Source organism: Micromonospora sp. WMMD714 (genome assembly GCF_029581315.1).
GTDB classification, from domain to species: Bacteria; Actinomycetota; Actinomycetes; order Mycobacteriales; family Micromonosporaceae; genus Micromonospora; species Micromonospora rifamycinica.
The window spans coordinates 5,095,786-5,117,475 of the sequence record NZ_CP120744.1 but is presented as its reverse complement, the minus strand read 5'-3'; the positions used below and the strand labels follow the sequence as shown (position 1 = coordinate 5,117,475).

The 21,690-nt window shown below is 72.8% G+C and carries 22 protein-coding genes and 1 pseudogene; 11 read left to right on the top strand and 12 right to left on the bottom strand.

Annotation, left to right across the window (positions count from 1 at the left end; genetic code table 11):
- Window positions 1-17: 17 nt before the first annotated feature.
- The 3 genes from O7625_RS21840 to O7625_RS21830 all read right to left on the bottom strand — a co-directional run bounded on the left by O7625_RS21840 (window position 18) and on the right by O7625_RS21830 (window position 3,693).
- Complete coding sequence (locus O7625_RS21840; RefSeq protein WP_282341092.1) at window positions 18-1,568, bottom strand: aspartate aminotransferase family protein; 1,551 nt, start codon at window positions 1,566-1,568, stop codon at window positions 18-20.
- A gap of 173 nt (window positions 1,569-1,741) precedes the next feature.
- Window positions 1,742-2,986, bottom strand: coding sequence for an MFS transporter (locus O7625_RS21835; RefSeq protein ID WP_282341090.1), 1,245 nt, complete (start codon window positions 2,984-2,986; stop codon window positions 1,742-1,744).
- Window positions 2,983-3,693, bottom strand: a complete 711-nt coding sequence (locus O7625_RS21830; protein WP_282341088.1) for a siderophore-interacting protein — start codon at window positions 3,691-3,693, stop codon at window positions 2,983-2,985. The genes O7625_RS21835 and O7625_RS21830 overlap by 4 nt, the downstream gene beginning before the upstream one ends.
- 106 nt (window positions 3,694-3,799) lie before the next feature.
- On the opposite strand from O7625_RS21830, the pseudogene O7625_RS21825 reads away from it, so the two are divergent.
- The 3 genes and pseudogenes from O7625_RS21825 to O7625_RS21815 form a co-directional block, all read left to right on the top strand.
- Window positions 3,800-5,830: pseudogene (locus O7625_RS21825) on the top strand (penicillin acylase family protein); the annotation flags it as partial.
- Between the two features lie 24 nt (window positions 5,831-5,854).
- Entirely contained in the window at window positions 5,855-6,415 is a 561-nt protein-coding gene (locus tag O7625_RS21820) for a GNAT family N-acetyltransferase (RefSeq protein ID WP_282347046.1), read from the top strand.
- A 61-nt stretch (window positions 6,416-6,476) separates the two neighbouring features.
- Window positions 6,477-6,917 carry a hypothetical protein gene (locus O7625_RS21815; protein WP_282341087.1) on the top strand — a complete coding sequence of 147 codons (441 nt, stop codon included), beginning with the start codon at window positions 6,477-6,479 and terminating at the stop codon, window positions 6,915-6,917.
- A gap of 90 nt (window positions 6,918-7,007) precedes the next feature.
- On the opposite strand, the gene O7625_RS21810 is transcribed toward O7625_RS21815, so the two are convergent.
- The 5 genes from O7625_RS21810 to O7625_RS21790 all read right to left on the bottom strand — a co-directional run bounded on the left by O7625_RS21810 (window position 7,008) and on the right by O7625_RS21790 (window position 10,276).
- Window positions 7,008-7,535, bottom strand: coding sequence for a PspC domain-containing protein (locus O7625_RS21810; RefSeq protein ID WP_282341086.1), 528 nt, complete (start codon window positions 7,533-7,535; stop codon window positions 7,008-7,010).
- Window positions 7,536-7,538: 3 nt separating this feature from the next.
- Window positions 7,539-7,862, bottom strand: a complete 324-nt coding sequence (locus tag O7625_RS21805; RefSeq protein WP_282341065.1) for a PadR family transcriptional regulator — start codon at window positions 7,860-7,862, stop codon at window positions 7,539-7,541.
- A gap of 114 nt (window positions 7,863-7,976) precedes the next feature.
- Window positions 7,977-8,474 carry a DinB family protein gene (locus O7625_RS21800; protein ID WP_282341064.1) on the bottom strand — a complete coding sequence of 166 codons (498 nt, stop codon included), beginning with the start codon at window positions 8,472-8,474 and terminating at the stop codon, window positions 7,977-7,979.
- Between the two features lie 58 nt (window positions 8,475-8,532).
- Window positions 8,533-9,312: a hypothetical protein gene (locus tag O7625_RS21795; protein WP_282341062.1), complete on the bottom strand. Its 780-nt coding sequence runs from the start codon at window positions 9,310-9,312 to the stop codon at window positions 8,533-8,535.
- An 82-nt stretch (window positions 9,313-9,394) separates the two neighbouring features.
- Window positions 9,395-10,276, bottom strand: a complete 882-nt coding sequence (locus tag O7625_RS21790; RefSeq protein ID WP_282341060.1) for a helix-turn-helix transcriptional regulator — start codon at window positions 10,274-10,276, stop codon at window positions 9,395-9,397.
- Between the two features lie 401 nt (window positions 10,277-10,677).
- On the opposite strand from O7625_RS21790, the gene O7625_RS21785 reads away from it, so the two are divergent.
- The 5 genes from O7625_RS21785 (at window position 10,678) to O7625_RS21765 (ending at window position 15,353) form a co-directional block, all read left to right on the top strand.
- Window positions 10,678-10,878, top strand: coding sequence for a helix-turn-helix domain-containing protein (locus tag O7625_RS21785; protein ID WP_282341058.1), 201 nt, complete (start codon window positions 10,678-10,680; stop codon window positions 10,876-10,878).
- A 638-nt stretch (window positions 10,879-11,516) separates the two neighbouring features.
- Window positions 11,517-11,918, top strand: coding sequence for a hypothetical protein (locus tag O7625_RS21780; protein ID WP_282341056.1), 402 nt, complete (start codon window positions 11,517-11,519; stop codon window positions 11,916-11,918).
- 172 nt (window positions 11,919-12,090) lie between these two features.
- On the top strand, window positions 12,091-12,363 hold the full coding sequence (locus O7625_RS21775; RefSeq protein ID WP_282341055.1) for a hypothetical protein: 273 nt from the start codon (window positions 12,091-12,093) through the stop codon (window positions 12,361-12,363).
- Entirely contained in the window at window positions 12,356-12,967 is a 612-nt protein-coding gene (locus O7625_RS21770; RefSeq protein WP_282341053.1) for a DUF6879 family protein, read from the top strand. The genes O7625_RS21775 and O7625_RS21770 overlap by 8 nt, the downstream gene beginning before the upstream one ends.
- 1 nt (window position 12,968) lies before the next feature.
- A complete protein-coding gene (locus O7625_RS21765) occupies window positions 12,969-15,353 on the top strand; it encodes a tetratricopeptide repeat protein (protein WP_282341051.1) in 2,385 nt (794 codons plus the stop codon).
- Between the two features lie 125 nt (window positions 15,354-15,478).
- Here O7625_RS21765 and O7625_RS21760 read toward each other — a convergent pair whose 3' ends face one another.
- Both O7625_RS21760 and O7625_RS21755 read right to left on the bottom strand, forming a co-directional pair.
- Window positions 15,479-15,811, bottom strand: coding sequence for a hypothetical protein (locus O7625_RS21760; protein ID WP_282341049.1), 333 nt, complete (start codon window positions 15,809-15,811; stop codon window positions 15,479-15,481).
- Between the two features lie 11 nt (window positions 15,812-15,822).
- Window positions 15,823-16,479, bottom strand: coding sequence for a DJ-1/PfpI family protein (locus tag O7625_RS21755; RefSeq protein ID WP_282341048.1), 657 nt, complete (start codon window positions 16,477-16,479; stop codon window positions 15,823-15,825).
- A 101-nt stretch (window positions 16,480-16,580) separates the two neighbouring features.
- Between O7625_RS21755 and O7625_RS21750 the strand changes: the two genes are divergently transcribed.
- Window positions 16,581-17,534 carry a helix-turn-helix domain-containing protein gene (locus tag O7625_RS21750; protein ID WP_282341046.1) on the top strand — a complete coding sequence of 318 codons (954 nt, stop codon included), beginning with the start codon at window positions 16,581-16,583 and terminating at the stop codon, window positions 17,532-17,534.
- A gap of 144 nt (window positions 17,535-17,678) precedes the next feature.
- On the opposite strand, the gene O7625_RS21745 is transcribed toward O7625_RS21750, so the two are convergent.
- Window positions 17,679-18,560, bottom strand: coding sequence for a LysR family transcriptional regulator ArgP (locus O7625_RS21745; protein ID WP_282341044.1), 882 nt, complete (start codon window positions 18,558-18,560; stop codon window positions 17,679-17,681).
- 69 nt (window positions 18,561-18,629) lie between these two features.
- On the opposite strand from O7625_RS21745, the gene O7625_RS21740 reads away from it, so the two are divergent.
- Window positions 18,630-19,223 (top strand): LysE/ArgO family amino acid transporter, encoded by a 594-nt coding sequence (locus O7625_RS21740; RefSeq protein ID WP_282341042.1) that lies wholly within the window; start codon window positions 18,630-18,632, stop codon window positions 19,221-19,223.
- Window positions 19,224-19,397: 174 nt separating this feature from the next.
- Here O7625_RS21740 and O7625_RS21735 read toward each other — a convergent pair whose 3' ends face one another.
- Complete coding sequence (locus O7625_RS21735) at window positions 19,398-19,682, bottom strand: hypothetical protein (RefSeq protein WP_282341040.1); 285 nt, start codon at window positions 19,680-19,682, stop codon at window positions 19,398-19,400.
- A 377-nt stretch (window positions 19,683-20,059) separates the two neighbouring features.
- On the opposite strand from O7625_RS21735, the gene O7625_RS21730 reads away from it, so the two are divergent.
- Entirely contained in the window at window positions 20,060-21,433 is a 1,374-nt protein-coding gene (locus O7625_RS21730; RefSeq protein WP_282341038.1) for a M23 family metallopeptidase, read from the top strand.
- Window positions 21,434-21,690: the final 257 nt, after the last annotated feature.

The window sequence follows — 21,690 nt, the reverse complement described above, 5'->3', positions numbered from 1 at the left end:
CTCCAGGGCGGGGATGGTCAGCCGACGGGGCTGGACAGCTCGGCGGTGGCGCGGGTGCGGGCGTACCAGCCGGCGTGCTCGGCGATCAGGTCGAGCACGTGGGCGATGTCGTCCAGGGTGGTCTCGGGGTTGAGCAGGGTGAGCTTGAGGTGGTGGGCGCCGTCGACCTTGGTGCCGGCGACCAGGGCGGCGCCGGTGGCGGCCAGCGCCTCGCGGGCGTGCAGGTTGGCGTCGTCGACGACGTCCCGGCCCGCGCCCGGTGGCAGGTAGCGGAACACCACGGTGCTCAGCTGTGAGCGGGTCACCACCTCGAACCGGGGGTCGTCGGCGAGCAGCCGCCAGGCGGCGGCGGCGAGGTCGACCACCTCGTCGAAGAGGCTGCCGACCGCGTCCGGACCCATGATGCGCAGGGTGAGCCAGAGCTTGAGGGCGTCGAACCGGCGGGTGGTCTGCAGGCTCTTGTCGACCTGGTTGGGGATCCGCCGTTCGACCATCCGGGCCGGGTTGAGGTAGTCGGCGTGCCAGGTGGCGTGCCGCAGCACCCGGCGGTCGGCGACGATCAGGGCGCTGGAGCTGACCGGCTGGAAGAACGCCTTGTGGTAGTCGACGGTGACCGAGTCGGCCCGTTCGATGCCGGCGAGCAGGTGCCGGCGGGTCGGCGAGACCAGCAGCCCGCAGCCGTACGCGGCGTCGACGTGCAGCCAGACCCCGGCCGCGCGGCAGATCTCGGCGATCCGCTCCAGCGGGTCGATGGTGCCGAAGTCGGTGGTGCCGGCGGTGGCGACCACGGCGAGCACGGTCTGACCGTCCCGACGGCACCGGTCGAGGGTCTCGGCGAGTTCGTCGGTACGCATCCGCCGGCCGGCGTCGGTGGCGATGGTGAGCACCGCGTCGGCGCCGAGGCCGAGCAGCTTGGCGGCCTTCTGGACGCTGAAGTGGCCGGCGGTGGAGGTGATGATCCGCAGCCGGGACAGCACCTCGGGCCGGCTGGGGCGGCCGGTGCCGCCGCCGACGATCCGGGCGTACGCCTCCTCCCGGGCGAGCAGCAGCGCCTGCAGGTTGGACTGGGTGCCGCCACTGGTGAAGACGCCGTCGGCGGCCGGGCCGAAGCCGATCCGCCCGGCCGTCCAGTCGACCAGCCGGCGTTCGATCAGGGTGCCGCCGGCGCTCTGGTCCCAGGTGTCCAGGGAGGAGTTGACCGCGCTGAGCACCGCCTCGCCGAGCAGGGCGGGGATGACCACCGGGCAGTTGAGGTGCGCCAGGTAGCGGGGGTGGTGGAAGTAGACCGCGTCGCGCAGGTAGACGTCGTGCAGTTCGTCGAGGGCGGCGCCGGTGTCGCCCAGCGGTCGGTCCAGGTCGATGCCGGCGACCCGGGGGGCCAGCTCGTCGGGGGTGATGCCGGTGCCGGGCTGGTCGACGCCGGCCACCCGGGCGGCGACCCGGTCGATCCCCTCGACGACGGCCCGGCGGTAGTCCTCGACGGTGCCGGCGGTGAACAGGTGGGCGCGGGGCGGGGTGGGCCGCGTCCCGGTCACGGGGGCCTCGACAGTGGATCCGGGCAGGCACATGGGCAGTCCTCGACAGTCGGTGACGGGCGCGTGGGCGGGGGGACCGTGACGTCCCCGGTCGTCCCGGCGGTCCAGTTGATCACGAGTTAGGTTACCCTAACCTAATTTCTTGTCAACGCCGACACTCCCGCGCCCCCGTCGCCGGTCGACCGGGGGCACCGGATCCCCAGCGGTCAGCCGGGGGCGGCCACCGGCTCGACCACCGGTTCGGACGGTCGCGCCGGGGTGACCCGGAACCGGCGCTGGTGCCCCAGCCCCACCAGCACACCGACGGCGACCAGCACCACCGAACCGACCGCGACGGCGGGATAGCCGAACCGGTCGGCCGCGGCCAGCCCGACAGACGCCGCCAGGAACGAGCAGATCAACCCGAACGACGACAACACGGTGAAGTCGGTCCCCCCGGTGCCGGGCCGCGAGTAGTCCATGTTGACCACGTAGAGCACCACGTTGGCCACCGTGTACGCGGCCATGAAGCAGCACAGGGCGAGCACCGTCGTGGTCAGCGGCGCCCGCCCGTTCATCAGCGGCAGCAGCAGCCCGGTGGAGACCGCGAGGGCCGCTCCCCCGACGACGAGCAGCCGCCCCCGGCCGAACCGGTCGACACCGATCCCGGCGAGCAGGCCGGCGACGATCGCCGGGGCACTGATCACCACGCCGGTCACCACGCCGATGCGGGCCAGCGACCAGCCCGCGTCGACCAGCGCCGGGGTGACCAGGGCGTAGGCCGCACCGGCTCCGGTGTAGACCAGCGGCACCACGCCGAAGGTCCACCAGCGGCAGCCGGGCTGGCCGAACACCGACAGCAACGCCCGGTACGCCTGCCCGGCACCGGCCACCCGGTCGTCCCGGGCCGGCTCGCGCAGCCGCCACACCACCCACAGCCCGACGGCGGTCAGCGCGGCCAGCAGCCCGATCGCCGGCACCCAGCCGTACCGGTCGTAGACCAGCACGCACGCGCCACCGCCGAGCAGGTTGCCCAGGTAGCTCGCGGCTACCTGGATGCCGTTGCCGGCCCCCCTGGTCCCCGCCGACAGCACCCGGACGGCGACCGCGTCGACGGCGATGTCCTGGGTGGCGGAGAGGAAGACGTAGGCGGCGCAGATCGCCACCACCGGGCCGAGCTGCCGGGTCGGGTCGGCGAACGGCAGCAGCGCCAGCAGGGACAGCACCAGTCCGGCCTGCAGGGGCAGCAGCCAGGAGCGGTAGTGACCGTGCCGCCGGGAGCCGTACCGGTCGAGCAGTGGTGCCCAGAGGAACTTGAGCGGCCAGACCAGGCCGACGAACTGGAGCAGGGCCAGGGTGTCCAGCGAGGTCCCGCCGTCGCGCAGGATGGCGGTCAGCCCGACGGTGATGAAGCCGATGCCGAGGTACTGGGTGACGTAGAGCGTGGTGAGCGTGCCGAGGTGCCCCTTCACCGGGCGCTCCAGTACGCCAACGCGGTGAGCTGCTGCTTGCCGACGCCGAGGGTACGCCGCACGTGCCGGGTCAGCGCGCGGGTGCTGCCCGCCTCGCAGGCCAGCCAGTAGTGGGCGTCCGGCGCGGCCGGCAGCTCCGCCCGCACGGTGTCGACGAGCTGCTGCCCGTCCTCGCCGCGCGGCACCCAGGTGACCCGGTGCTGGTCGCGGGCGCGCGGGGCGAGCGCCTGCTCCCCGTCGTGGGCGTACTCCAGCCAGACCGTGGCGGGGATCGCGGGGGCGGCGTCGAGCAGGCTGTTCACCGCCGGCAGCGAGGCGGCGTCGCCGACCAGGTAGAGGTGCCGGGGCGTCGGGTCGGGCAGGGCGAAGGCGCTGCCCTGGAGGGTGGCCACGATGGTGTCACCGACCTGCGCGGCGCTCGCCCAGCGGGCCGCGCAGCCGTCGTGCAGGGCGAACTCCAGGGTGAACCGGCCGGCCGCCGGATCCGGGTCGACCAGGGTGTACGCCCGCTGGTGCGGGCGGCCGGCGTCGTCGAACCAGAGCCGGATCCACATGGTGGGGTGCACCTTGCCCGCCGCCAGCAGGCCGCCGTCGTCCATGACCAGACGCTGGTAGTGCCCGCCGACCGACTCGGTGCCCCGCACGGTCAGCCGGAAGTCCCGGCCGCCCATGGCCTTGAGCACCAGGGCCTCCCAGTTCCGTTTCACACGCCCTCCAGGTAAGGTCCGCCTAAGTTAGGCGAGGGTAACTTACCTGGGGAGTCCTGTGGAGAGTGGGACCGGAAGGCCGCCGGGGGCACGGCCGGCGGCCGGCGTGCACCGTGACCGGTGGGGGGTGCCGCACCTGTGGGCGGAGACCGTCGACGAGCTGGCCCGGTGGCAGGGCCGGGTGACCGCCACCGACCGGGCCTGGCAGCTGGAGGTCGAACGGTGGCGGGCCGAGGGCCGGCTCGCCGCCCACGTCGGCCCCGCCGAACTCGGCTGGGACCGGTTCGCCCGCCGGGCCCGGCTCGACGACACCGCCCGGCGCTGTTTCGACCAGCTCACCCCGGCCACCCGACGGTGGGTCACCGCGTACGCCGACGGCGTGAACGACGCCCTGGCGGCCGGCGCGGCGGCGGCACCGGAGTTCGCCGCCACCGGCAGCGCGCCCGGCCGGTGGCGACCCTGGTCGCCGCTGGGCGTCTTCCTGGTGCAGCACATCCTGTTCGGCACCTTCCCGCAGAAGCTGTGGCACGCCCACGTCGCCGCCACCCTCGGCCCCGCCGCCCGGGAGCTGTTCGCCGTCGAGGGGCCGGGGGGCTCCGGCAGCAATGCCTGGGCGCTGCCCGCCGACCCGGTGACCGGCCGCGCGCCGGTCATCGCCGGTGACCCGCACCGGCTGCTCGAACTGCCCGGCATCTACCAGCAGATCCGGCTGGCCTGCCCGGAGTTCGACGTGGCCGGGCTGGCCTTCCCCGGGGTGCCCGGGGTGCCGCACTTCGGGCACGCCGGTGACGTCGCCTGGGCGGTCACCAACGCGATGGCCGACTACCAGGACCTCTACCGCGAACAGCTGCGCCACGACGGCGACCGGGTGCTGGTCCGCGACGCCGACGGCTGGGTGCCGGCCCACCGGCACGTCGAGCGGATCGCGGTACGCGGCGGCGCGACCGAGACGGTCGAGGTGATCGAGACGCCGCGCGGCCCGGTGGTCGACCACGACCGGCACACCGGCGAGGCGCTCAGCCTGCGCACCCCGGCCCGGGTGACCGGGAGCCTCGGTTTCGAGGCGCTGCTGCCGCTGCTGCGGGCGCGCACCGCCGACGACGTCGCCGACGCGCTGCGTGGCTGGGTCGAGCCGGTCAACAGCGTGCTGGTCGCCGACCGGCACGGCACGGTGCACCAGCTCGTCGCCGGCCTGGTGCCCCACCGTGACGACCGGTGCCGGCGGGAACCGGTGCCCGGCTGGGCTCCCCGCTACCGGTGGCGCGGCGACTACGCCGCCGGCAAACCCGTCGCCGTCGCCGGGCCGGCGGTCTGCGCCAACGACCGGCGCGACGACGTGGCCGACCTCGGTGTCGACTTCGCCCCGCCGCACCGGGCCCGCCGGATCCGCGCGCTGCTCGCCCAGGGCGTCGCCGCGCCGGCCGTACACACCGACACCCGGCACGGATCGACGGTACTGCGCGGTCTGCTCGACCGGCTGGACCCGGGGCCGCTGAGCGGCCCGGCCCGGCGGCTGCGGGACCGGCTGACCGGGTGGGACGGTCGGATGGCCGCCGACAGCGTCGAGGCCGGGGCGTTCGCCGCCTGGCGGGCCGCGCTGGTCCGCCGACTGTCCGCGCACCCCGTCCTGGCGCCGCTGCACACCCCGGGTGGCTACGACCCGCTGTTCGCGCCGTGGACCGACCCGCTGGCCCGGATCGGGCACGCCGTCGAGGGGGTGGTCGCCGGGCTGCACCGCCTCGGCGGCGAGGTCGAACCGCTCGCCGTCGCCGCACTGGAGGAGGTCGCGGCCGGCGACCCGCCCGGGGCCTGGGGCCGGCGGCACCTGCTGCACCCGCTGCACCTCGGGGTGTCCACGGCGGTCGCGGACCGGGTCGCCGCGATGCGCGACGGCACCGCGCTCGGCGGCGACACCGACTGCGTGCTGGCCACCTCCAGCGTGCCCGGGGTGTCCGACGCGTGCTGGCGGGGGCCGGTCGCCCGGTACGTGTGGGACCTCACCGACCGGGCGGCGAGCCGGTGGATCGTCCCCTTCGGCGTCTCCGGCCGCCCCGACGACCCGCACTTCGCCGACCAGCTTCCACTGTGGGCCGCCGGGGAGCTGATCCCCGTCGACACCGACTGGCCCGACCTGACCCGAGCACCCCGAGACGAGGATCCCGTGACCTACCAGGAGACGATCCCCGGCTTCGGTGAGCTGACCCTCACCGTGGTCGACCCGGACGCGCACGCCGCGCTGCTGCACGGCTGGGTGACCGCGCCCGGCGCGGCGTTCTGGGGCATGGGTGACCACACGGTGGCCGAGGTCCACGAGGTCTACTCCTTCGTCGACTCGCTGAGCACCCACCACGCGTACCTGATCGGGCTGGACGGCACGCCGGTCGGCCTGTTCCAGAGCTACCGGCCCGAGGCCGACCCGGTGGGCGAGCGTTACCGGGTACGCCCCGGCGACGTCGGCATGCACCTGCTGCTCGCCCCGGGTCGCCGGCCGCCCCGGGGGCTCACCACCGCGGTCGGCCCGGCGCTGGCCCGGTTCCTGTTCCGCGACCCCGAACACCGGCGGATCGTGGTCGAGCCCGACGTGCGCAACCGGTTCGCGCTGCGCCGGCTGGAACGGGAGGGGTTCACCTTCGCCGAGGAGATCGACATGCCCGACAAGCGGGCACAGCTGGCGTTCCTCACCCGGGAGCGGTTCGAGGCCGACCACCCCGTCCCGGCCTGACCTACCCGCCCCGGCCTGACCTGCCCAGGGCGGACAACTGCCGGCCGGCTAGTTTGCAGGGATGACTCTTCTCGACGACGTGGCCAGGCGGGACGACTGGCGGTGCTGGGTGTGCGACGAGCCGGTCGACGCCGACAGGTCGGTGAACGACCCGCGCGGTCCCAGCGTCGACAGCCGTACCGCCGACCGGAAGGCCAAGGTGGTCGAGCGGCTCGCGCACCGGGCCTGCAACACCCGCAAGGGTGCGGTCAAGGTGGTCATCGCCTGGCCGGACCGCCTGCACGTGGTGGAGCCGGCACCGCTGATCGCCGTCGCCGAGCGGCTCGAACGCAAGGGCGGCCGGGAACTGGTGGCCCGTTGCCCGAGCCGGAAGGACGCCCAGGAGGCCGCCGACTGGCTGGTCGACCGGTTCTCCCGGCTGGTGCCCGGGCTGCCGGTGACCGCCAGCGTCGACGCCGGCGGCGGGCAGTACCTCGTCGCCCTGGCCACCGGCCGCCGCTGACCGGCGGCCCCGCCGGCCGGCCGGCGACGGGGAGGTGGGCACGGTGGGCGGGAACGCGGTCCTTCGGAACGGCAGCGGACGCTGCCGGTCTCAGGCGTGTCGCGGCGCGTCCCGTTGGCGCTCGTAGTCGGCGACCGTGGGGACCACGGGGAGCACGAGCAGCAGGGCCAGGTACGCGACGGCGAGCAGTCCACCGCTGAACAGGGTCAGCAGCAGCACGACGGTGCGTACCCAGTCGACGCGGAACCCGCCGTACGCCGCGATTCCCAGGCAGACGCCGCCGAACCAGCCTCCTTCGTGGATCCGGCACCAGAACCGGCCACGCGGCCTCCCCGCGGCGGAGGGCAACGCGGGACCTGCCGGGCTCACCGGCCCGACCTCGGCCAGGATCGCTGCCATCCGGGCACCGGTCACCGGGGCGTCGCCTGAGCCCACGAGCGCGCTCAACCGGTCGCCGATCGCGGACTCGAGATCGCGGACGATGTCGTCGGCGTCCGGGTCGGAGCGCAGCGTGCGGTGCGCCTCGTCGAGGTACCGCCGCAGGGTCTCGCATGCCTCATGGGTGGCGGGGTAGGCCGCGACGTGCCCGGTGAGGCGGATGATCGTCGGGTCTTTCATGGGTCAGCGTCCGATCGCGTTGATCATGTGGGTCAGCTCGTTCCAGTAATCACGGAACGCGGCGAGTTGGTTTCTGCCCGCATCGGTGAGGGAGAAGTACTTCCGGGGAGGTCCTGACGGCGACTCACGCCACTCGTGGTGGACGAGCCCGTCGCGCCGGAGCCTGCTCAGCAGCGGATAGAGCGTTCCCTCCTGGGCGGGGAAGTTCGCCTCCTGCAGCACGGCGAGGATCTCCGCTGCGTACCGCTGCCGGGACTCGACGGCAGCCAGGACCAGTGGCTCGAGCAGGCCGCGCCGCAACGCGACGAGCTTGGGATCGACCTGCATACCACTACCTTGCCACAGCAAGGTAGTGGTCGCAACATGAGGCGCGTCCGGCTCCGGACCGCGCGGCGCGGGTGGGCACTGCCCGGCACCGACAGCGACCACCCCATCGGCGTGCTAGCCGTGGAGGAGCTGCTCGCGGAGGATGTCCGCGTGCCCGCAGTGCTGGGCGAGTTCGCGCAGCACGTGCAGGTACACCCAGCGCAGCGGAAGCGGACCCCGCCGGTTCCCGCGCAGGATGTCGTCGAGGCCCAACGACGCCGTCGCCCGGCGGGCTGCCGCGCAGGCCTCCCGGTGCGCCTGCCGCACGCTGGCGATCGTGTCGTGGTCGTCGAGGAGGAACGAGTCTTCCGACCGCTCGGGGAGGCCGAGCTCGGCGCGCGAGCGGCAGGTGACGGCCTCGTCGAACCAGACCCGCTCCACGAAGGTCGCGTGCTTGACCAGGCCCAGCAGCGTCGTCCGGGACGGCACCAACGACCGGCGGGCCTGTTCCTCGGTCAGCCCGTCCAGGCAGCCGTCGAGGGCACTGCGGTGCTCGTCGAGGAACGTCTCGAACTGGTCCCGGAGCGGCTGGGCGACGACCCGGTCGGCGAAGCTGGGCGGAAAGGTGGGCATGGGAGGAGCATTCCAGACCCGTCGGACCGGGCGGACCCCACCAGGTCCGCCGCCCCGCTCAGCCGCGGTAGACGATCGTCGCGTCGTCGGTGGCGACGCCCTCGCGGGCCTCGGCCTGTCTGACCCGACGGATGACCTCCTCGGGGCCGGCGGAATCCAGCAGCTCCAGCAGGCCCGCCCAGTCGGTGCGTCCGAAGGTGTCCACCAGCCGGCTCGCACCGTTGCTGAGCAGCGCCGCCCCGGTCACCCCGGCGGCCGGGCAGCTGCCGGTGACCGCCTCGGCCACCACCCGGGGGTCGTCCTTGGCCACCCAGAAGCCACCCGGGCTGTTCCGCTGCGCCCGCAGCTCACCCAGCAGCTGCCGGTACCGGTCACTGCCCGAGGGTACGCCCCGCAACCGCTGCTCGACGGAGCGGGCGATCACCACCTCACGCGGATCGTGGGCCACGAACGGCTCACCGTCCGCCCGGCCGAGGACCACCACCGCGTCGCCGAGGACCAGATGCTCGACGCGCCCACCGACGAACCGGAGCATCGCCACCGCGGCGAACGGGCTGATCGGGTGGGTGACGTCGCAGGTGTCGCGGTGCTCGTCGGTGATCCGCTCGATGCCCTCGGCCAACACCTCGCGCAGACCGTGGCCCAGGGACAACGCGCCCAGCAGGGCACCACCGAGCCGGGTGGCATACCAGGTCACGCCGTGGTGGCAGACCCGGACGGCGTCGGCGATGCCACCGGCGCCGTCGACGAGCACCAGCCCGTCCGCGACGGCACCGGCGAAGTCCTCGTTGGCCCGCCCGGGATGCCCGGCGTCGGTCGCCATGACCACCCGCACCACCCGACCATCGTACGGTCGGCACGGCGACCTCCCACCCACCGTCCCGGCCACCAGGGAGCGAGGACGGGGAGCCGGTGGGCGGTCAGACATCCCGGTGGTGGACGTCGGTGCTGATCTTCTCGATCAGCCGGCGGGACTCCTCGTGATCCAGGGCCACCGCGTCCAGACCGGCCCACGCCTGCTCGTACTCGGCCACCTCCGAGGCCCGGTCAAGATAGAGCGCCCCGGTCAACAACTCGCGATAGACCACCGACGGATCCGGCTCCACCCGATCAACCGGCGGAAAGTCCAACAGCAGGAACGGACCCGCCAACAGTGCCCGATGCACCCCGACACCCAACGGCACCACCCGCAACGACACCTGCGGCAACCGGCTCACCTCCACGAGGTGCCGCAACTGCCCGACCATCACCGCGCGATCGCCGACTGACCGCAACAACACCGCCTCGGCCAGCACCACCTCCAACCGGGGCGCCACCGGCAACCGCCGCAACACCTCCTGCCGCCGCAGCCGCACCTCCACCAACCGGCCCCGCTCCCCCACCGTGAAGTCCGGCCGTCGCCGGCACACGGCCGTCGCATAGTCGCGCGTCTGCAACAACACGGGGATCATCCCGTCGGCGTGCTCACGGAGCCGCCGGGCATCGGCGGCCAGACTGACGTACGGCTCGCACCAGCGGGGAAGCGGATCACCGTAGGCGTGCCACCAACCCCGCGCCCGCGTCTCCCCCGCGAGAGCGACCAGCGCACCGGCCATCTCGGGCCGCGCAGCGTAACGCGCGCACATGTCCCGCACGTCGCCGCCGCTGACGACACACCGGCCCGCCTCCACCTGCCACAGCTTCCGCCGGCTGAACGACAACGCCTCCGCCGCACCGTCCACCGACATGCCCGCCTCGACCCGCAACCGCCGCAACACCCGCCCCAGATGCCGACGCGGCACCGACGACCCGCCGTCAACCACCGACCCGCTGCCCCTCGCCCGGCCCGCTCCCCCGCCGCCCGTGACACCCACCCGACGGCAGCAACACGTAACGACCCGCCCGCTGGTTCCGCACCACCCCCACCCGCCGCACGGCCCCGGACCGCACCACACCGCCACCCCGCAAGGGCTCAAGCTCATCGGGTACGCCCACCAGCCGGCCCGACGGCCGCGAACACCCCGCCGGCACGACCCTCCCCAGCAGGTCAACACCTACCCGCCCCACCCACACGAACCACTCCCACCGCCGTCCCATGGAACCTCCCTGCCTCAGCCTCATCAAGCGAGTGAGCACGTGCACAGCCTATACGCACATAAGCGTGTGCACAGTGCGTTCGCTCAGGAAGCATCTGTTCAGTTCGGGTGCTCCTAGCGTTGTTTCCGTGGGAAAGCTCCGGCTGGTAGCGAGCCAAGAGGTGCAGGAGATGCTTGGCGTCTCCCGCACGCGCGCCTACCAGATCACCAACTCGAAGTCGTTCCCTGATCCGGCGGCCGTCCTGTCAGTCGGACGCATCTGGCGGACAGAAGACGTCGAGCGGTGGATCAAAGACCACCGACCGGACCTACAGGACACGGAAACCTAAGGGGCCAGACCCAACCTCACGCGACCCGCTCCGCGGTCGGCGACACCGCGAAGAACACGTCGCCCATGCCGCCCGACCCGAGCGGCGCGACGATCTCGTAGCCGCCGGTCCTGCCCCACGCCATCCGGCCCCCCTTACGGCGAATTCCACCCGCCTCGACTACTACCGGGCCGACCTCGCGAGCAACGGACGCGTCCGCACACGGTGGACGATCATGCGGACCAGCCGTAGGGCGACCGCACTGCCGCCGTACGGCCGTCAGATATCCGACCGCGCCCGCCTCGCCCCCGCCCGGCGGGTCGCCAAGCGGCCGGCGGCACCACCGACGGGACGCCCGCCGCGCTCGGCGAGCGCCCGGGGAGACCCGGGGGGCACTCTCCCGAGTCGGGGCAGCCCCGCCCAGAGGTCGACCAGACCCCGATCACACATGACATCGCCGCAGCTCAGCGCCGTGATCGAATAGTCGCTTGTCCATGATTGGACACCGTTACCCCTGGCTTGATCTGAGCCGGAGTGCCTACCGTTTAACTCATAAAGGGGCATTGATCAGATTCAACCGTCACGAGATATCTGATCACCAAATTTTTCCTTTTACCACCACACTGCCGCATCCACGCGGCCCCACCGAAGGAGGCACCATGTCCACCGAGTCCACCAAGCAGGCCGCCCAGCCCGTCGCGAGCGCCAGCGACATCGCCGAGGCCACCGCGCTCCTCGTCCCGGCCACCTCCGCCGGCATGCCGCCGACAGCGCAGCTCTTCTGGGCGGTGGTCGAGTCGACGGGCGTGCTGAACCGCGGTTTCGGGGTGGTCTCGTCCATCCGTCTGGCCGTCGGGCAGTACCAGGTGGTGTTCAGCCACGACGTGACCCGCTCCGCGTACGTCGGGAGCATCGGCCTGACCGGTTCCGTCGGGGGCTCACCCAGCGGTGAGATCGCGGTGGTCGGCCGGGCCGGGGTGCCGAACGGCGTGTTCGTCCAGACGTTCACCTCGGCGGGCGCGCCCGCCGACCGGGCGTTCCACCTGACGATCTCGTCGTGACACCCGCGCATCCAGGTCCCCGCCATCGGTCGATGGCGGGGACCGCTCACGTCTGCCGGCTACGGGTTCGCATGCGCGCTGCGTCGGGAATACGACAGCTGGCGGAGCGCCGGCATCAGCCAACTCGATAATACGGTCGACGTTTCATACGTGATCCCGCCTGGAGGTCCAGATGAGTGGGAGCCGTTGGCGGGCGGACACCTCAGCTGAGCTCACTCGGCGCTGGGGAAAGTCGTCGCACGAGTTGGGTAACACCTCCGGCGACGGAAGCTGCCCGGACATCTGGGAGCTGAGCAACGGCGACGTCGCGATGATCGGACAGGACGCCACCGACGAGTACCGCAGCCGGCTGCCCGACGGGGTGTCGATCGACCCCGGCGAGCGCCTGATCATCGTTCCCCGGTCCACCGTCGTCGCCGCGAAGGTGGACATTCCTGATGCATGACCTTCTCGGCGGCGATCCCGGCAAGCGGCTCGGCCTGGCGGATTACTGGGCGGATTTCGAGGACCGGTTCTGGAAGACGGCGGCACCGGGGTTCTGGAAGCTGGAACGGCAGCAGACCTTCCAGGAGCCCGGTGACGAGGGCTGGCGGGCCTTCGCCGAGGGTCGTTGGGCCGACTCGCTGCGCATCCTGGAGGGTCGTCGTCTCGAGTTCGCGGACTACTACCGCCGGGTCGCCGAGAGCGGATTCGCCACTCGACGGGTCCGGGTCGTCGACGAGCCGCTCACCCCCTATCTTCAGTGGGAGTTGCACGTGCTGCGGCTGCGCCACGAGTATGGCGGCCTGACCCGGGTGGTCGACTCGGCCCGGGTCGCCGACGCCGAGTCGGCCGGCGTGCTACCGGAGATCTACACCCTGGGCACCGAGGTCATGTACGAGGCGGTGTACGACGCCGACGGGGTGCTGGCGGCGGCCCGTCGCTGGCGCGACCCGGAGGTGGTGGCGCGTTGCCAGGCGTTCATCGAGTCGCTATACCGCGACGGCGAACCACTCGATGCGTTCTTCGCCCGCGCCGTGGCGACCCTGGGGCCACCACGGACCGACTGACGTGAGTGAGTGGGACGACCAGCAGCCGACGCCCCGCCACGTCAACCGGTCGGACCTGAACGGCCCCGCCGATCTGGTCCAGGCGCGCGACGTCTACGGCGGCGTGCACTTCCACGGTGACCCGGTCGACCGTGAGCCGCCGCCCCGGCAGCTCCCCGGTGACGTGCGCGGTTTCGTCAACCGGGTCGCGGAGCTGAGCGCCCTCGACCGGCTGACCGGCGACGACGACGCCCGGCTGGCCCTCGCGGTGATCACGGGAACGGCCGGGGTGGGCAAGACCTCGCTCGCTCTGCGCTGGGCGCACCGCGCCCGGCACCGCTTCCCTGACGGACAGCTCTACGCCAACCTGCGGGGATACGATCCGGGCGAGCCGATCCGGCCGGAGGCGGTGCTCGACCGGTTCCTGCGGGCGCTCGGCGTCCCGGCTGCCGCCATTCCCGCCGACCGGGAGGACCGCGAGGCGCTCTACCGCTCCCGGTTGGCCGACCGGCGGGTACTGCTGGTCCTCGACAACGCCGCCACCGCCCGACAGGTGCGTCCGCTCCTGACCGGCTCGGACACCTGCCTGACCATCGTCACCAGCAGGAGCATGCTCTCCGGTCTGGTCACCCGCGACGGCGGTCGGCGGCTCACCCTGCCCATGCTGACCGAGGACGACGCCGTCGTCCTGCTGCGCAGCGTCACCGCCGACCACCGGGCCGGCGACGACCCCGACGAGCTGATCGAGTTGGCGCGGCTCTGCGCCCGCCTGCCGCTCGCCCTGCGGATCGCCGCAGAACGGGCCGCGGGACGCCCGTTCATGCCGCTCGGGGAGCTCATCCAGGACCTGCGCGACGAGTCGGCGCTGTGGGACGCGCTCACCGCCGAGGACGACGAGGAGGCCGACGCGGTGCGGACCGTCTTCGCCTGGTCCTACCGTGGGCTGGGCACCATGGCGGCCCGCGTGTTCCGGCTGATCGGGCTGCATCCGGGGCCGGACTTCAGCGTGCCGGCGGTCGCCGCGCTGGCCGGAGTCCCGGTTTCCCAGGTACGGCAGCCACTGGATGCGTTGGTCACCGCCCATCTGGTGGAGCAGCACGCGTCCGGGCGTTTCCACCTGCACGACCTGTTGCGCGCGTATGCGGTCGACCAGGTACGGCAGTTCGAGGATGAGGAGGACCGGCGGGAGGCGCTGCGTCGCGTACTGGAGTGGTATCTGCACTCGGCGGACGCCGCGCTGGCGCGGACGTTGCCGTTCAACCGCACCGTGCCGCTGGAAGCACCGGCCGATGTCGTGTCGCTGGCCTTCGCCAGTGCCGCCGAGGCGGACGCCTGGTTCGATGGTGAACGCGACAACCTGGTCGCCGCCACCCGGGCTGCCGCCGACGCCGGCATGCCGCGCGTGGCCTGGCAGTTCGCCGCGATTCTCCGTAGCGTCTTCATGCACCGCAACGCCTTCGAAGGCTGGTTCGCCACGGCCCGGATCGGGTTGGCGGCGGCCCGCTCGCTCGGCGACCGACGGGGCGAGGCGGAGGCGTTGGAGAGTCTCGGCAAGGCCCACTTCCAGGCCCGTCAGCTCGACGAGGCGGCCGAGCACCACCGGGCCGCGTTGGCGATCCGGCGCGACATCGGCGACGCGCACGGCACGGCGGTGTCGGTGAACGCGCTCGGCCTGCTGGGGCTGCGGCACCGCCGGCTCACCGACGCGCTCGACCACTTCACGGACGCGCTCACCCGCTTCGAGCGGCTCGGCAACCGCCGGTGGCAGGCCCTGCTGCTGAGCAACCTGGCCGAGACCCGCTACGAACTCGGCGAGCCGACGCGGGCCGTCGAGTTGCTGGAGCGGGCGCTCGCCGTGCAGCCGGAGATCGCCGATCGGGGGCAGGAGGGCAACTCGCTGTTCTTCCTCAGCATGGCGTTGCGGGACCTCGGGCGGATCGGGGAGGCCGAAGCAGCCATCGGGCGGGCGCTCGCCATCGCCGAGGACACTGGGAGCCCGGTGTGGCTGGCGCACTGGCTGGTCGAGCAGGCCCGGGTGCTGCGCGCGTCGGGGCGCCCGGCCGAGGCGCTGGAGGCGGTGCATCGGGCGGCCACGATCCAGCGGCGGTTGGGCGACCGCAGCCGGGAGGCGATGGCGCTCGACGGCGCGGGCGAGGCGTACCAGGAGTTGGGCCGGGCGGAGGAGGCCGTCGCGTTCCACCTACGGGCGGCGGCCTCCCATCGAGGGCTCGGCGACGCCTGGCAGCTGGCTGTCTCCCTGGCGAATCTGGCCGCCGCCCTGGTCGGGGCGGGCCGCCCTGAGGAGGCGGAGCCGCCGCGACGGGAGGCGTGGGACCTGCTCGCCAGGTTCGATGACGCCCGCGCCGCCGCCCTGCGGCACCGCATCGAATCTTCCGGAAGCAGATGAAGCGCGCCGCTCACCCCTCAACCGGCCCCTCGTCGATCCTGAGGCTCAGCCGGAGGTGTCGCGGCTGATCGCCGACGGGACCATCCGACGCCGAGATCGCCATGCTGCCGGTTGTCAGCCAGCGGCTACCCGGCGGGTCGGGTGACCGGAGCGGGCGGGCGGCGGGTGCCGGTGACCACGGTGCGGGGCAGCCGGCCCGCGCGGGAGTGACCGGCCAGGGTGTCGCCGTCCACCACCACGTCGAAGTCCAGGTGCAGGCGCATCGGCCGGGTCACCGACTGTCGCCAGGTCACCCGGGGGCCGGTGCAGGTCACCGCGACCAGCGCCACGGTCTCCGCCGCCGTCGACGCGGTGCCGGTGAGCGCCCCGCCGGTGTCGTGGAAGACGTAGGTGGCGCGGAGCGTGCCGATGGGGGTCTTCAGGCTGACGTCCCAGCTGCCGATGACGGGATGCACCATCGTTTTTCTCCTCAGACCGTGACGGGGAGATGGCCGGCGGCACGCCACACGGTGCCGCGTCGCTCGTACTCGAAGAGGGTCTCCACGGCGTGCGCGACCCGGGGGCCGAACTCCCGTTCCAGGAGGTGCAGGCCGAGGTCCAGGCCGGAGGTGACGCCGCCTGCGGTGACGAGGTCGCCGTCGTCGACGACCCGCGCCGGCACCGCGTGCACGCCGGTGGCGTCGAGCACGTCCATGCCGAGGCGGTGGGTCACCGCGTGGCGGCCCTCGATCAGGCCGGCCATGGCCAGGGCGAGCGACCCGCCGCAGACGGCCGCCACCGTCACGTCGGGGTTGTCGAGGGCGGCGCGCAGCAGCGGTACGGCCGCCGAGTCGGCGACCCGGGCCAGGAGCACCGGGATGGTCACCGTGCCCTCGTCGGGGTCGCCGGTGCTGGGCCCGCTGGCCCCTGGCACCACGACGTAGCCCGGCCGGGTCGGGTCCAGCGTCCCGGTCGCCCGCAGCGTCAGGCCACGGGTGCCGCTGACCACCTCCCGCGGGCCCTCCGCCGAGACCAGCTCCACCGCCAGGGCACCCTCGACGGTGTCGCTCCCGGCGGCGAGGACCTCGAAGGGCGCGATGACGTCGAGCGGGTCGAACCCGTCGAACAACACGATCTGTACCAGCATGCCTCCGATCCTCGACCTCGCCGCCTGAGCCGACCAGTGGCAGGATTGCCATCGTCCGACTGTTTCTTGCCATACGTGATCGACCCCGGGGAGGTGCCGTCGTGCACACCGTGCTGGTCCTGGCGCTCCCGGGCACCATCGCGTTCGACCTGGCCACCCCGATCGAGGTGCTGGGCCGGGTGCGGTTGCCGGGCGGCCGGGCCGGCTACCGGGTGCTGGTCTGCGGCAGCGGGCCGGTCGTCGACGCCGGCCCGCTGCGGCTCGCCGTCGACCACGGCCTCGACGCGCTCGCCGACGCCGACACCGTCATCGTGCCGGGCCGGTACGACCCGGCCGCGCCGCTGCCCGCTGCGGTGCTGGACGCGCTCCGAGCCGCCGCTGCCGCCGGCGTCCGGATCGCCTCGATCTGCGTGGGCGCGTTCACCCTCGCCGCCGCCGGGTTGCTCGACGGTCGGCGGGCCACCACGCACTGGGCCGCCGCCGAGCGGTTCCAGGCGACGTTCCCGGCCGTCCAGGTGGACCCGGCCGTGCTGTACGTCGACACCGGTCAGTTCGTCACCTCCGCCGGGGCGACCGCGGGCGTGGACATGTGCCTGCACCTGGTCCGCCGCGACCACGGGGCCGCGGTCGCCGCCGACGCGTCCCGGCAGGCGGTGGCCCCGCTGCACCGCGACGGTGGGCAGGCGCAGTTCATCGTGCGCCCCGGCGCGGACCCTGCCGGGGCGGGTCTCGGCTCGGTCCTGCGCTGGCTGGAGTCGCACGCCGACGAGCCGCTGACCCTGGCCGACGTGGCCGCCCGGGCCGGGCTCAGCGTGCGGACGCTCAACCGTCGTTTCCACGAGGAGACCGGCCTCACCCCGATGCAGTGGGTCGCGGCGGTGCGGATCCGCCGCGCGCAGGAGCTGCTGGAACGCACCGACCACGGGGTCGACCGGATCGCCCACCTCGTCGGTTTCGCCTCACCGGCGCACTTCCGGGTCCAGTTCAAGCGGCTCAGTGGAGTGTCGCCGCAGGTGTACCGCCGGACCTTCGTCGCCGGGGCGGTGCCCGGCTGAGCGGGCGTTCCGGCGTGAACGGCACGTGGCGCGCCGTCGCCGCCGGGTTCGTCGGCGCCTGGTCCCGTCGCCGTGCCCCGGTGGTCGTCGGCATGGTGTCGTCCACGGATCTGCCGGGCGGACGGATGCGCCCGGCCGCACCCGTCAGTACAGCGCTGTGTCGGCGGCGGCCCGGACCGCCGCCGTCAGTGCCGCCAGCGCCGCCGACTCCAGTCGCCAGCACTGCCAGTACAGCGGGACGTCGAGATGGTGTCCGGCGGCCAGGTCGACGAGCCGACCGGCGGTGATGTCGGGCCGGGCCTCGGCCTCCGGGAGCAGGCCCCAGCCGAGGCCGAGCCGGATCGCCCGGGCGAAGCCGGCCGTCCCCGGCACGACGTGCGTCGGCGGGTCGACGTCGCGGCGGGTGAGCGTACGGGCGAAGCGATGTTGCAGGGTGTCCTTGCGGTCGAAGCGGACCATCGGCGCGACGGGGAAGGTCGCCGCGGGCGGCCGGTCGGCGAACCACAGCGCGTGCAGGGCGGGTGTGGCGACGGCGCGGTACCGCATCGCGCCGAGGCGGAGGACCCGGCAGCCCTGCACGGCGACGCGTTCGGTGGTGACCGCCGCCATCACGGTGCCGTCGCGCAGCAGTCGGGCGGTGTGCGCCTCATGGTCGGTGTGCAGGTCGACCAGCAGGTCGGGCACGGCGGTCAGCGCCGGGAGGAACCAGCCGGCGAGGGAGTCGGCGTTGACGACGACGGCGACCCGGGTCCGGGTGTGGTCGCGCAGCGCGCCGCGGGCGGCGTCGAGGGCCTCCTGTTCCAGCAGCGCCACCTGCCCGCCGAGGCGTACCAGGGGTGCTCCGGCCGCCGTCGGCACGCACGGCCGGGTGCGTCGCACGAGCACCTGCCCGACGGCCTGCTCCAACGCCTTGATGCGCTGGCTGACCGCCGAGGGGGTGACGCGCAGCGCCCGGGCGGCGGCGTCGAAGGTGCCGTGGGCGACGACCGCCTGGAACGTCTCCAGCTGGACCGGGTCGAGTGACATAAGCAATGCTAACGCTACTGAAGAATCTTTAGCTGGAGTGCAGGACGCCCGCCTCCTAGCCTGGCCGTCATGGGTTCCGTGCTCGCCGGATTCGGCTTCTCCCTCGCGTTGATCGTCGCCATCGGGGCGCAGAACGCCTTCGTGCTGCGCCAGGGGTTACGCCGCGAGCACGTGCTGCCGGTGGTGGCGATCTGCGTGGCCGGCGACGTCACCCTGATGACCGCCGGTATCGCCGGCCCGGGCGCGCTGCTGAGCGGGACACCGACCGCGTTGGCCGCCGTCCGGTGGGGCGGGGTCGCCTTCCTGCTCGGGTACGCGGTGCTGGCCGCGCGCCGCGCCCTGCGTCCCACCGCCCTCACCCCGCTGGACCGCCCGCCGGCCACGCTGCGCGCGACACTGCTGACCTGCCTGGCGTTCACGTTCCTCAATCCGCACGTCTACCTGGACACCGTGGTGCTGCTCGGCACGGTCGCCCACCAGGATCCGAACCGGTGGGCGTTCGGCGCCGGGGCGGCGACGGCGAGCCTGGTCTGGTTCACCGGACTCGGGCTCGGCGCCCGCCGGTTGGGGCCGCTGCTCGCCCATCCGGCGGCGTGGCGGGCCATCGACGGGACGATCGCCGTGATCATGGTGGCCATCGCTGCCTCGGTGGCCGTCGGCTGAGTCACCCGACCCCACAACTGAACGGCCAACCACTCTGGCCACCTCGTCGGCGCAGCGGCACAACTGCGGAACGAATGCCCTGTCGACGACCGGCCCCCGCGCCGTGTATGCGGGAACGACGCTTCCCGCGCCACCGGAATAGAAGCCGGTGGCGCGGGAAGCGGGATTACTGCATCACTGGTAGTAGCAGCTCTCCTGGATGATCCGGATGCGCTCGAGCTGACCCACGGTCGAGTCGTAGCGGGCGAGATAGTGGAGCGCCCCCCGGTAATCGAGAATGCGGACCAGCGCCCCCTGGGGGACGTAGATACCCGAATCCGGGCTCGTGTAGAGAATGGCCGGACTGTTGGTGCGGCACAGCTGGTTCGGCTGGGCGGCCTGGGCAGCGACCGGCGCCGCCAGGACGATAGCGGAGGTCAGGGCAGCGAAGACCGCGCCACGCCGCAGGAGTTTTCGCATTCTCTTCCTCATTTCGTGTGGGATCCAGCCGGAGAGCCGAGCTCTCCATCGCACTGGATTCGGCCGATGTCGAATCGCCGGCGAGTCGACCTCAGCATCTTCGAGCATTCCACCGAGGTTCGCAACTACGGGCCGGCATCCCGCTTCACCAGAACTGGGCACCACCAGCTCATTGGGCTCTTACTCGTCCGTTTATTGAGTGGCCGGTCAGCCTCCCTCCGGGACTGCGACGCCCACCGGATAACGCGAACAGTATTACTGTTTTTCGGTGCCGACGTCGGCGGCGACGTAGCACGGAACAGGCCCCCCGGACGGAGCGCCCCACCCGTAGGATCGACACCCTTCTACCTTTACTCCCATCAGGAGGGAACTCCGTCATGACGGGTCCACTCGCCCGGGTCCTCACGTCGGCGTGTCTGGCGCTCGCCACCGCCGGTGCCGCGGTGCTCGCGGTCGCCGGCACCACCGCTGTCGTGGCCGGCCCGGCCCAGGCCGCCGGGCCACGACCGAACTTCCAGCTGCCGGTGCCCTGCGGCGAGACCTGGCGGCTTGCCACCTACTACGGTCACGACGACTACGACATCGACCTGACCTTCACCGGCGGGGCCAGCAACGGCCGGCCGGTCCTCGCCTCGTACGGCGGCACCGTCACGTTCGCCGGCTGGGGCAGCGGCGGCGGCTGGCATGTGATCATCGAACACGGCGGCGGTTGGCGGACACTCTACCTGCACATGATCGAGACGCCGATGGTCGCCGCCGGGCAGTGGGTGTCGACCGGCCAGCAGCTCGGCCGGGTCGGCAGCACCGGTAACTCCACCGGCCCACACCTGCACTACGAGCAGGTCCGCGACGGCGTCAAGACCGAGTCCTACTTCGACGGCGCACCCTCCGGCATCACCTCCGACGGCAGTCCGTCCACCGGCCCGCTGTACGTCTCCGGCCCCACCTCGCCGGCCCGGAACATGACCAGCCGCAACTGCGGCCAGGCCGCCAACCGCCAGGTGTACGAGTCCGGCAGCCACAGCGGCTGGCAGATGCTGCCGGTCAACAGCATCACCGGCTCGGTCACCGCGTCGATGGTCATGGGCGGCAACAAGCTGCTCTACACGGTCAACGACGGTCGGGTCTACGAGGCGTCCAGCGACACCGGTTGGCGCAACCTGTGGACCGGCATCTCCGGCGTCAGCAACAACGCCCTCGCCGTGATCAACGTGGACGGTGTGAAGTACATCTACACCGTCGTCGGCGGCTGGGTACACGAGGCGAGCAGCGCCAACGGCTGGAGGAACCTGAACACCGGCATCTCCGGGGTCAGCAGCAACGCCCTCGCCGCCGTCAACCACAACGGCGTGAAGATCATCTACACCGTGGTCGGCGGGTCGGTGCACGAGGCGGCCAGCAACAACGGCTGGCGCAACCTGTGGACCGGCATCTCCGGCGTCAGCAACAACGCCCTCGCCGTGATCAGCATGGACGGCGTGAAGTACATCTACACCGTCGTCGGCGGCTGGGTACACGAGGCGAACAGCATCAACGGCTGGCGCAACCTCAACTCCGGCATCTCCGGGGTCAGCCCCGACGCCCTCGCGGCGATCAGCTTCAACGGCGTGAAGATCATTTACACCGTGGCCGGCGGGATGGTGCACGAGGCCGCCAGCAACAACGGCTGGCGCAACCTCAACTCCGGCGTCCGGGGCACCGCCGTCTCGGCGACGAGCATCAGCGGCGTCAAGGTCCTCTACACCGTCTGACGGTCATCCCGACCCGTCCGGGCGGCCAGGCGCCGGTCCGGGTGCCGCCTCGTCGACGGCACCCGGACCGGCCACCGGCACCGCCGGTGGCCGGTCCACCGCGGCCGGGATGTCTGCCCGGCAGGGCAGACCGGCACGGACCGTAGGGCAGTCCGGCACGGACGGCGGGAGGCCGCCACCCGGTCGGCACCGCATATCCGCAGGCCGGGCACAAGGACGTCGCGGGCCACACCCCCATTCGCCATTCCCAATCGTCA

Excerpts from the sequence above, each read along its gene's own strand:
- O7625_RS21745 (WP_282341044.1), bottom strand. The coding sequence starts at position 18,560 with ATGTCACTCGACCCGGTCCAGCTGGAGACGTTCCAGGCGGTCGTCGCC.
- O7625_RS21800 (WP_282341064.1), bottom strand. The coding sequence starts at position 8,474 with ATGCCCACCTTTCCGCCCAGCTTCGCCGACCGGGTCGTCGCCCAGCCG.
- O7625_RS21815 (WP_282341087.1), top strand. The coding sequence starts at position 6,477 with ATGACTCTTCTCGACGACGTGGCCAGGCGGGACGACTGGCGGTGCTGG.
- O7625_RS21805 (WP_282341065.1), bottom strand. The coding sequence starts at position 7,862 with ATGCAGGTCGATCCCAAGCTCGTCGCGTTGCGGCGCGGCCTGCTCGAG.
- O7625_RS21810 (WP_282341086.1), bottom strand. The coding sequence starts at position 7,535 with ATGAAAGACCCGACGATCATCCGCCTCACCGGGCACGTCGCGGCCTAC.
- O7625_RS21840 (WP_282341092.1), bottom strand. The coding sequence starts at position 1,568 with ATGTGCCTGCCCGGATCCACTGTCGAGGCCCCCGTGACCGGGACGCGG.
- O7625_RS21770 (WP_282341053.1), top strand. The coding sequence starts at position 12,356 with ATGCATGACCTTCTCGGCGGCGATCCCGGCAAGCGGCTCGGCCTGGCG.
- O7625_RS21755 (WP_282341048.1), bottom strand. The coding sequence starts at position 16,479 with ATGCTGGTACAGATCGTGTTGTTCGACGGGTTCGACCCGCTCGACGTC.
- O7625_RS21735 (WP_282341040.1), bottom strand. The coding sequence starts at position 19,682 with ATGCGAAAACTCCTGCGGCGTGGCGCGGTCTTCGCTGCCCTGACCTCC.
- O7625_RS21740 (WP_282341042.1), top strand. The coding sequence starts at position 18,630 with ATGGGTTCCGTGCTCGCCGGATTCGGCTTCTCCCTCGCGTTGATCGTC.
- O7625_RS21780 (WP_282341056.1), top strand. The coding sequence starts at position 11,517 with ATGTCCACCGAGTCCACCAAGCAGGCCGCCCAGCCCGTCGCGAGCGCC.
- O7625_RS21730 (WP_282341038.1), top strand. The coding sequence starts at position 20,060 with ATGACGGGTCCACTCGCCCGGGTCCTCACGTCGGCGTGTCTGGCGCTC.
- O7625_RS21775 (WP_282341055.1), top strand. The coding sequence starts at position 12,091 with ATGAGTGGGAGCCGTTGGCGGGCGGACACCTCAGCTGAGCTCACTCGG.
- O7625_RS21760 (WP_282341049.1), bottom strand. The coding sequence starts at position 15,811 with ATGGTGCATCCCGTCATCGGCAGCTGGGACGTCAGCCTGAAGACCCCC.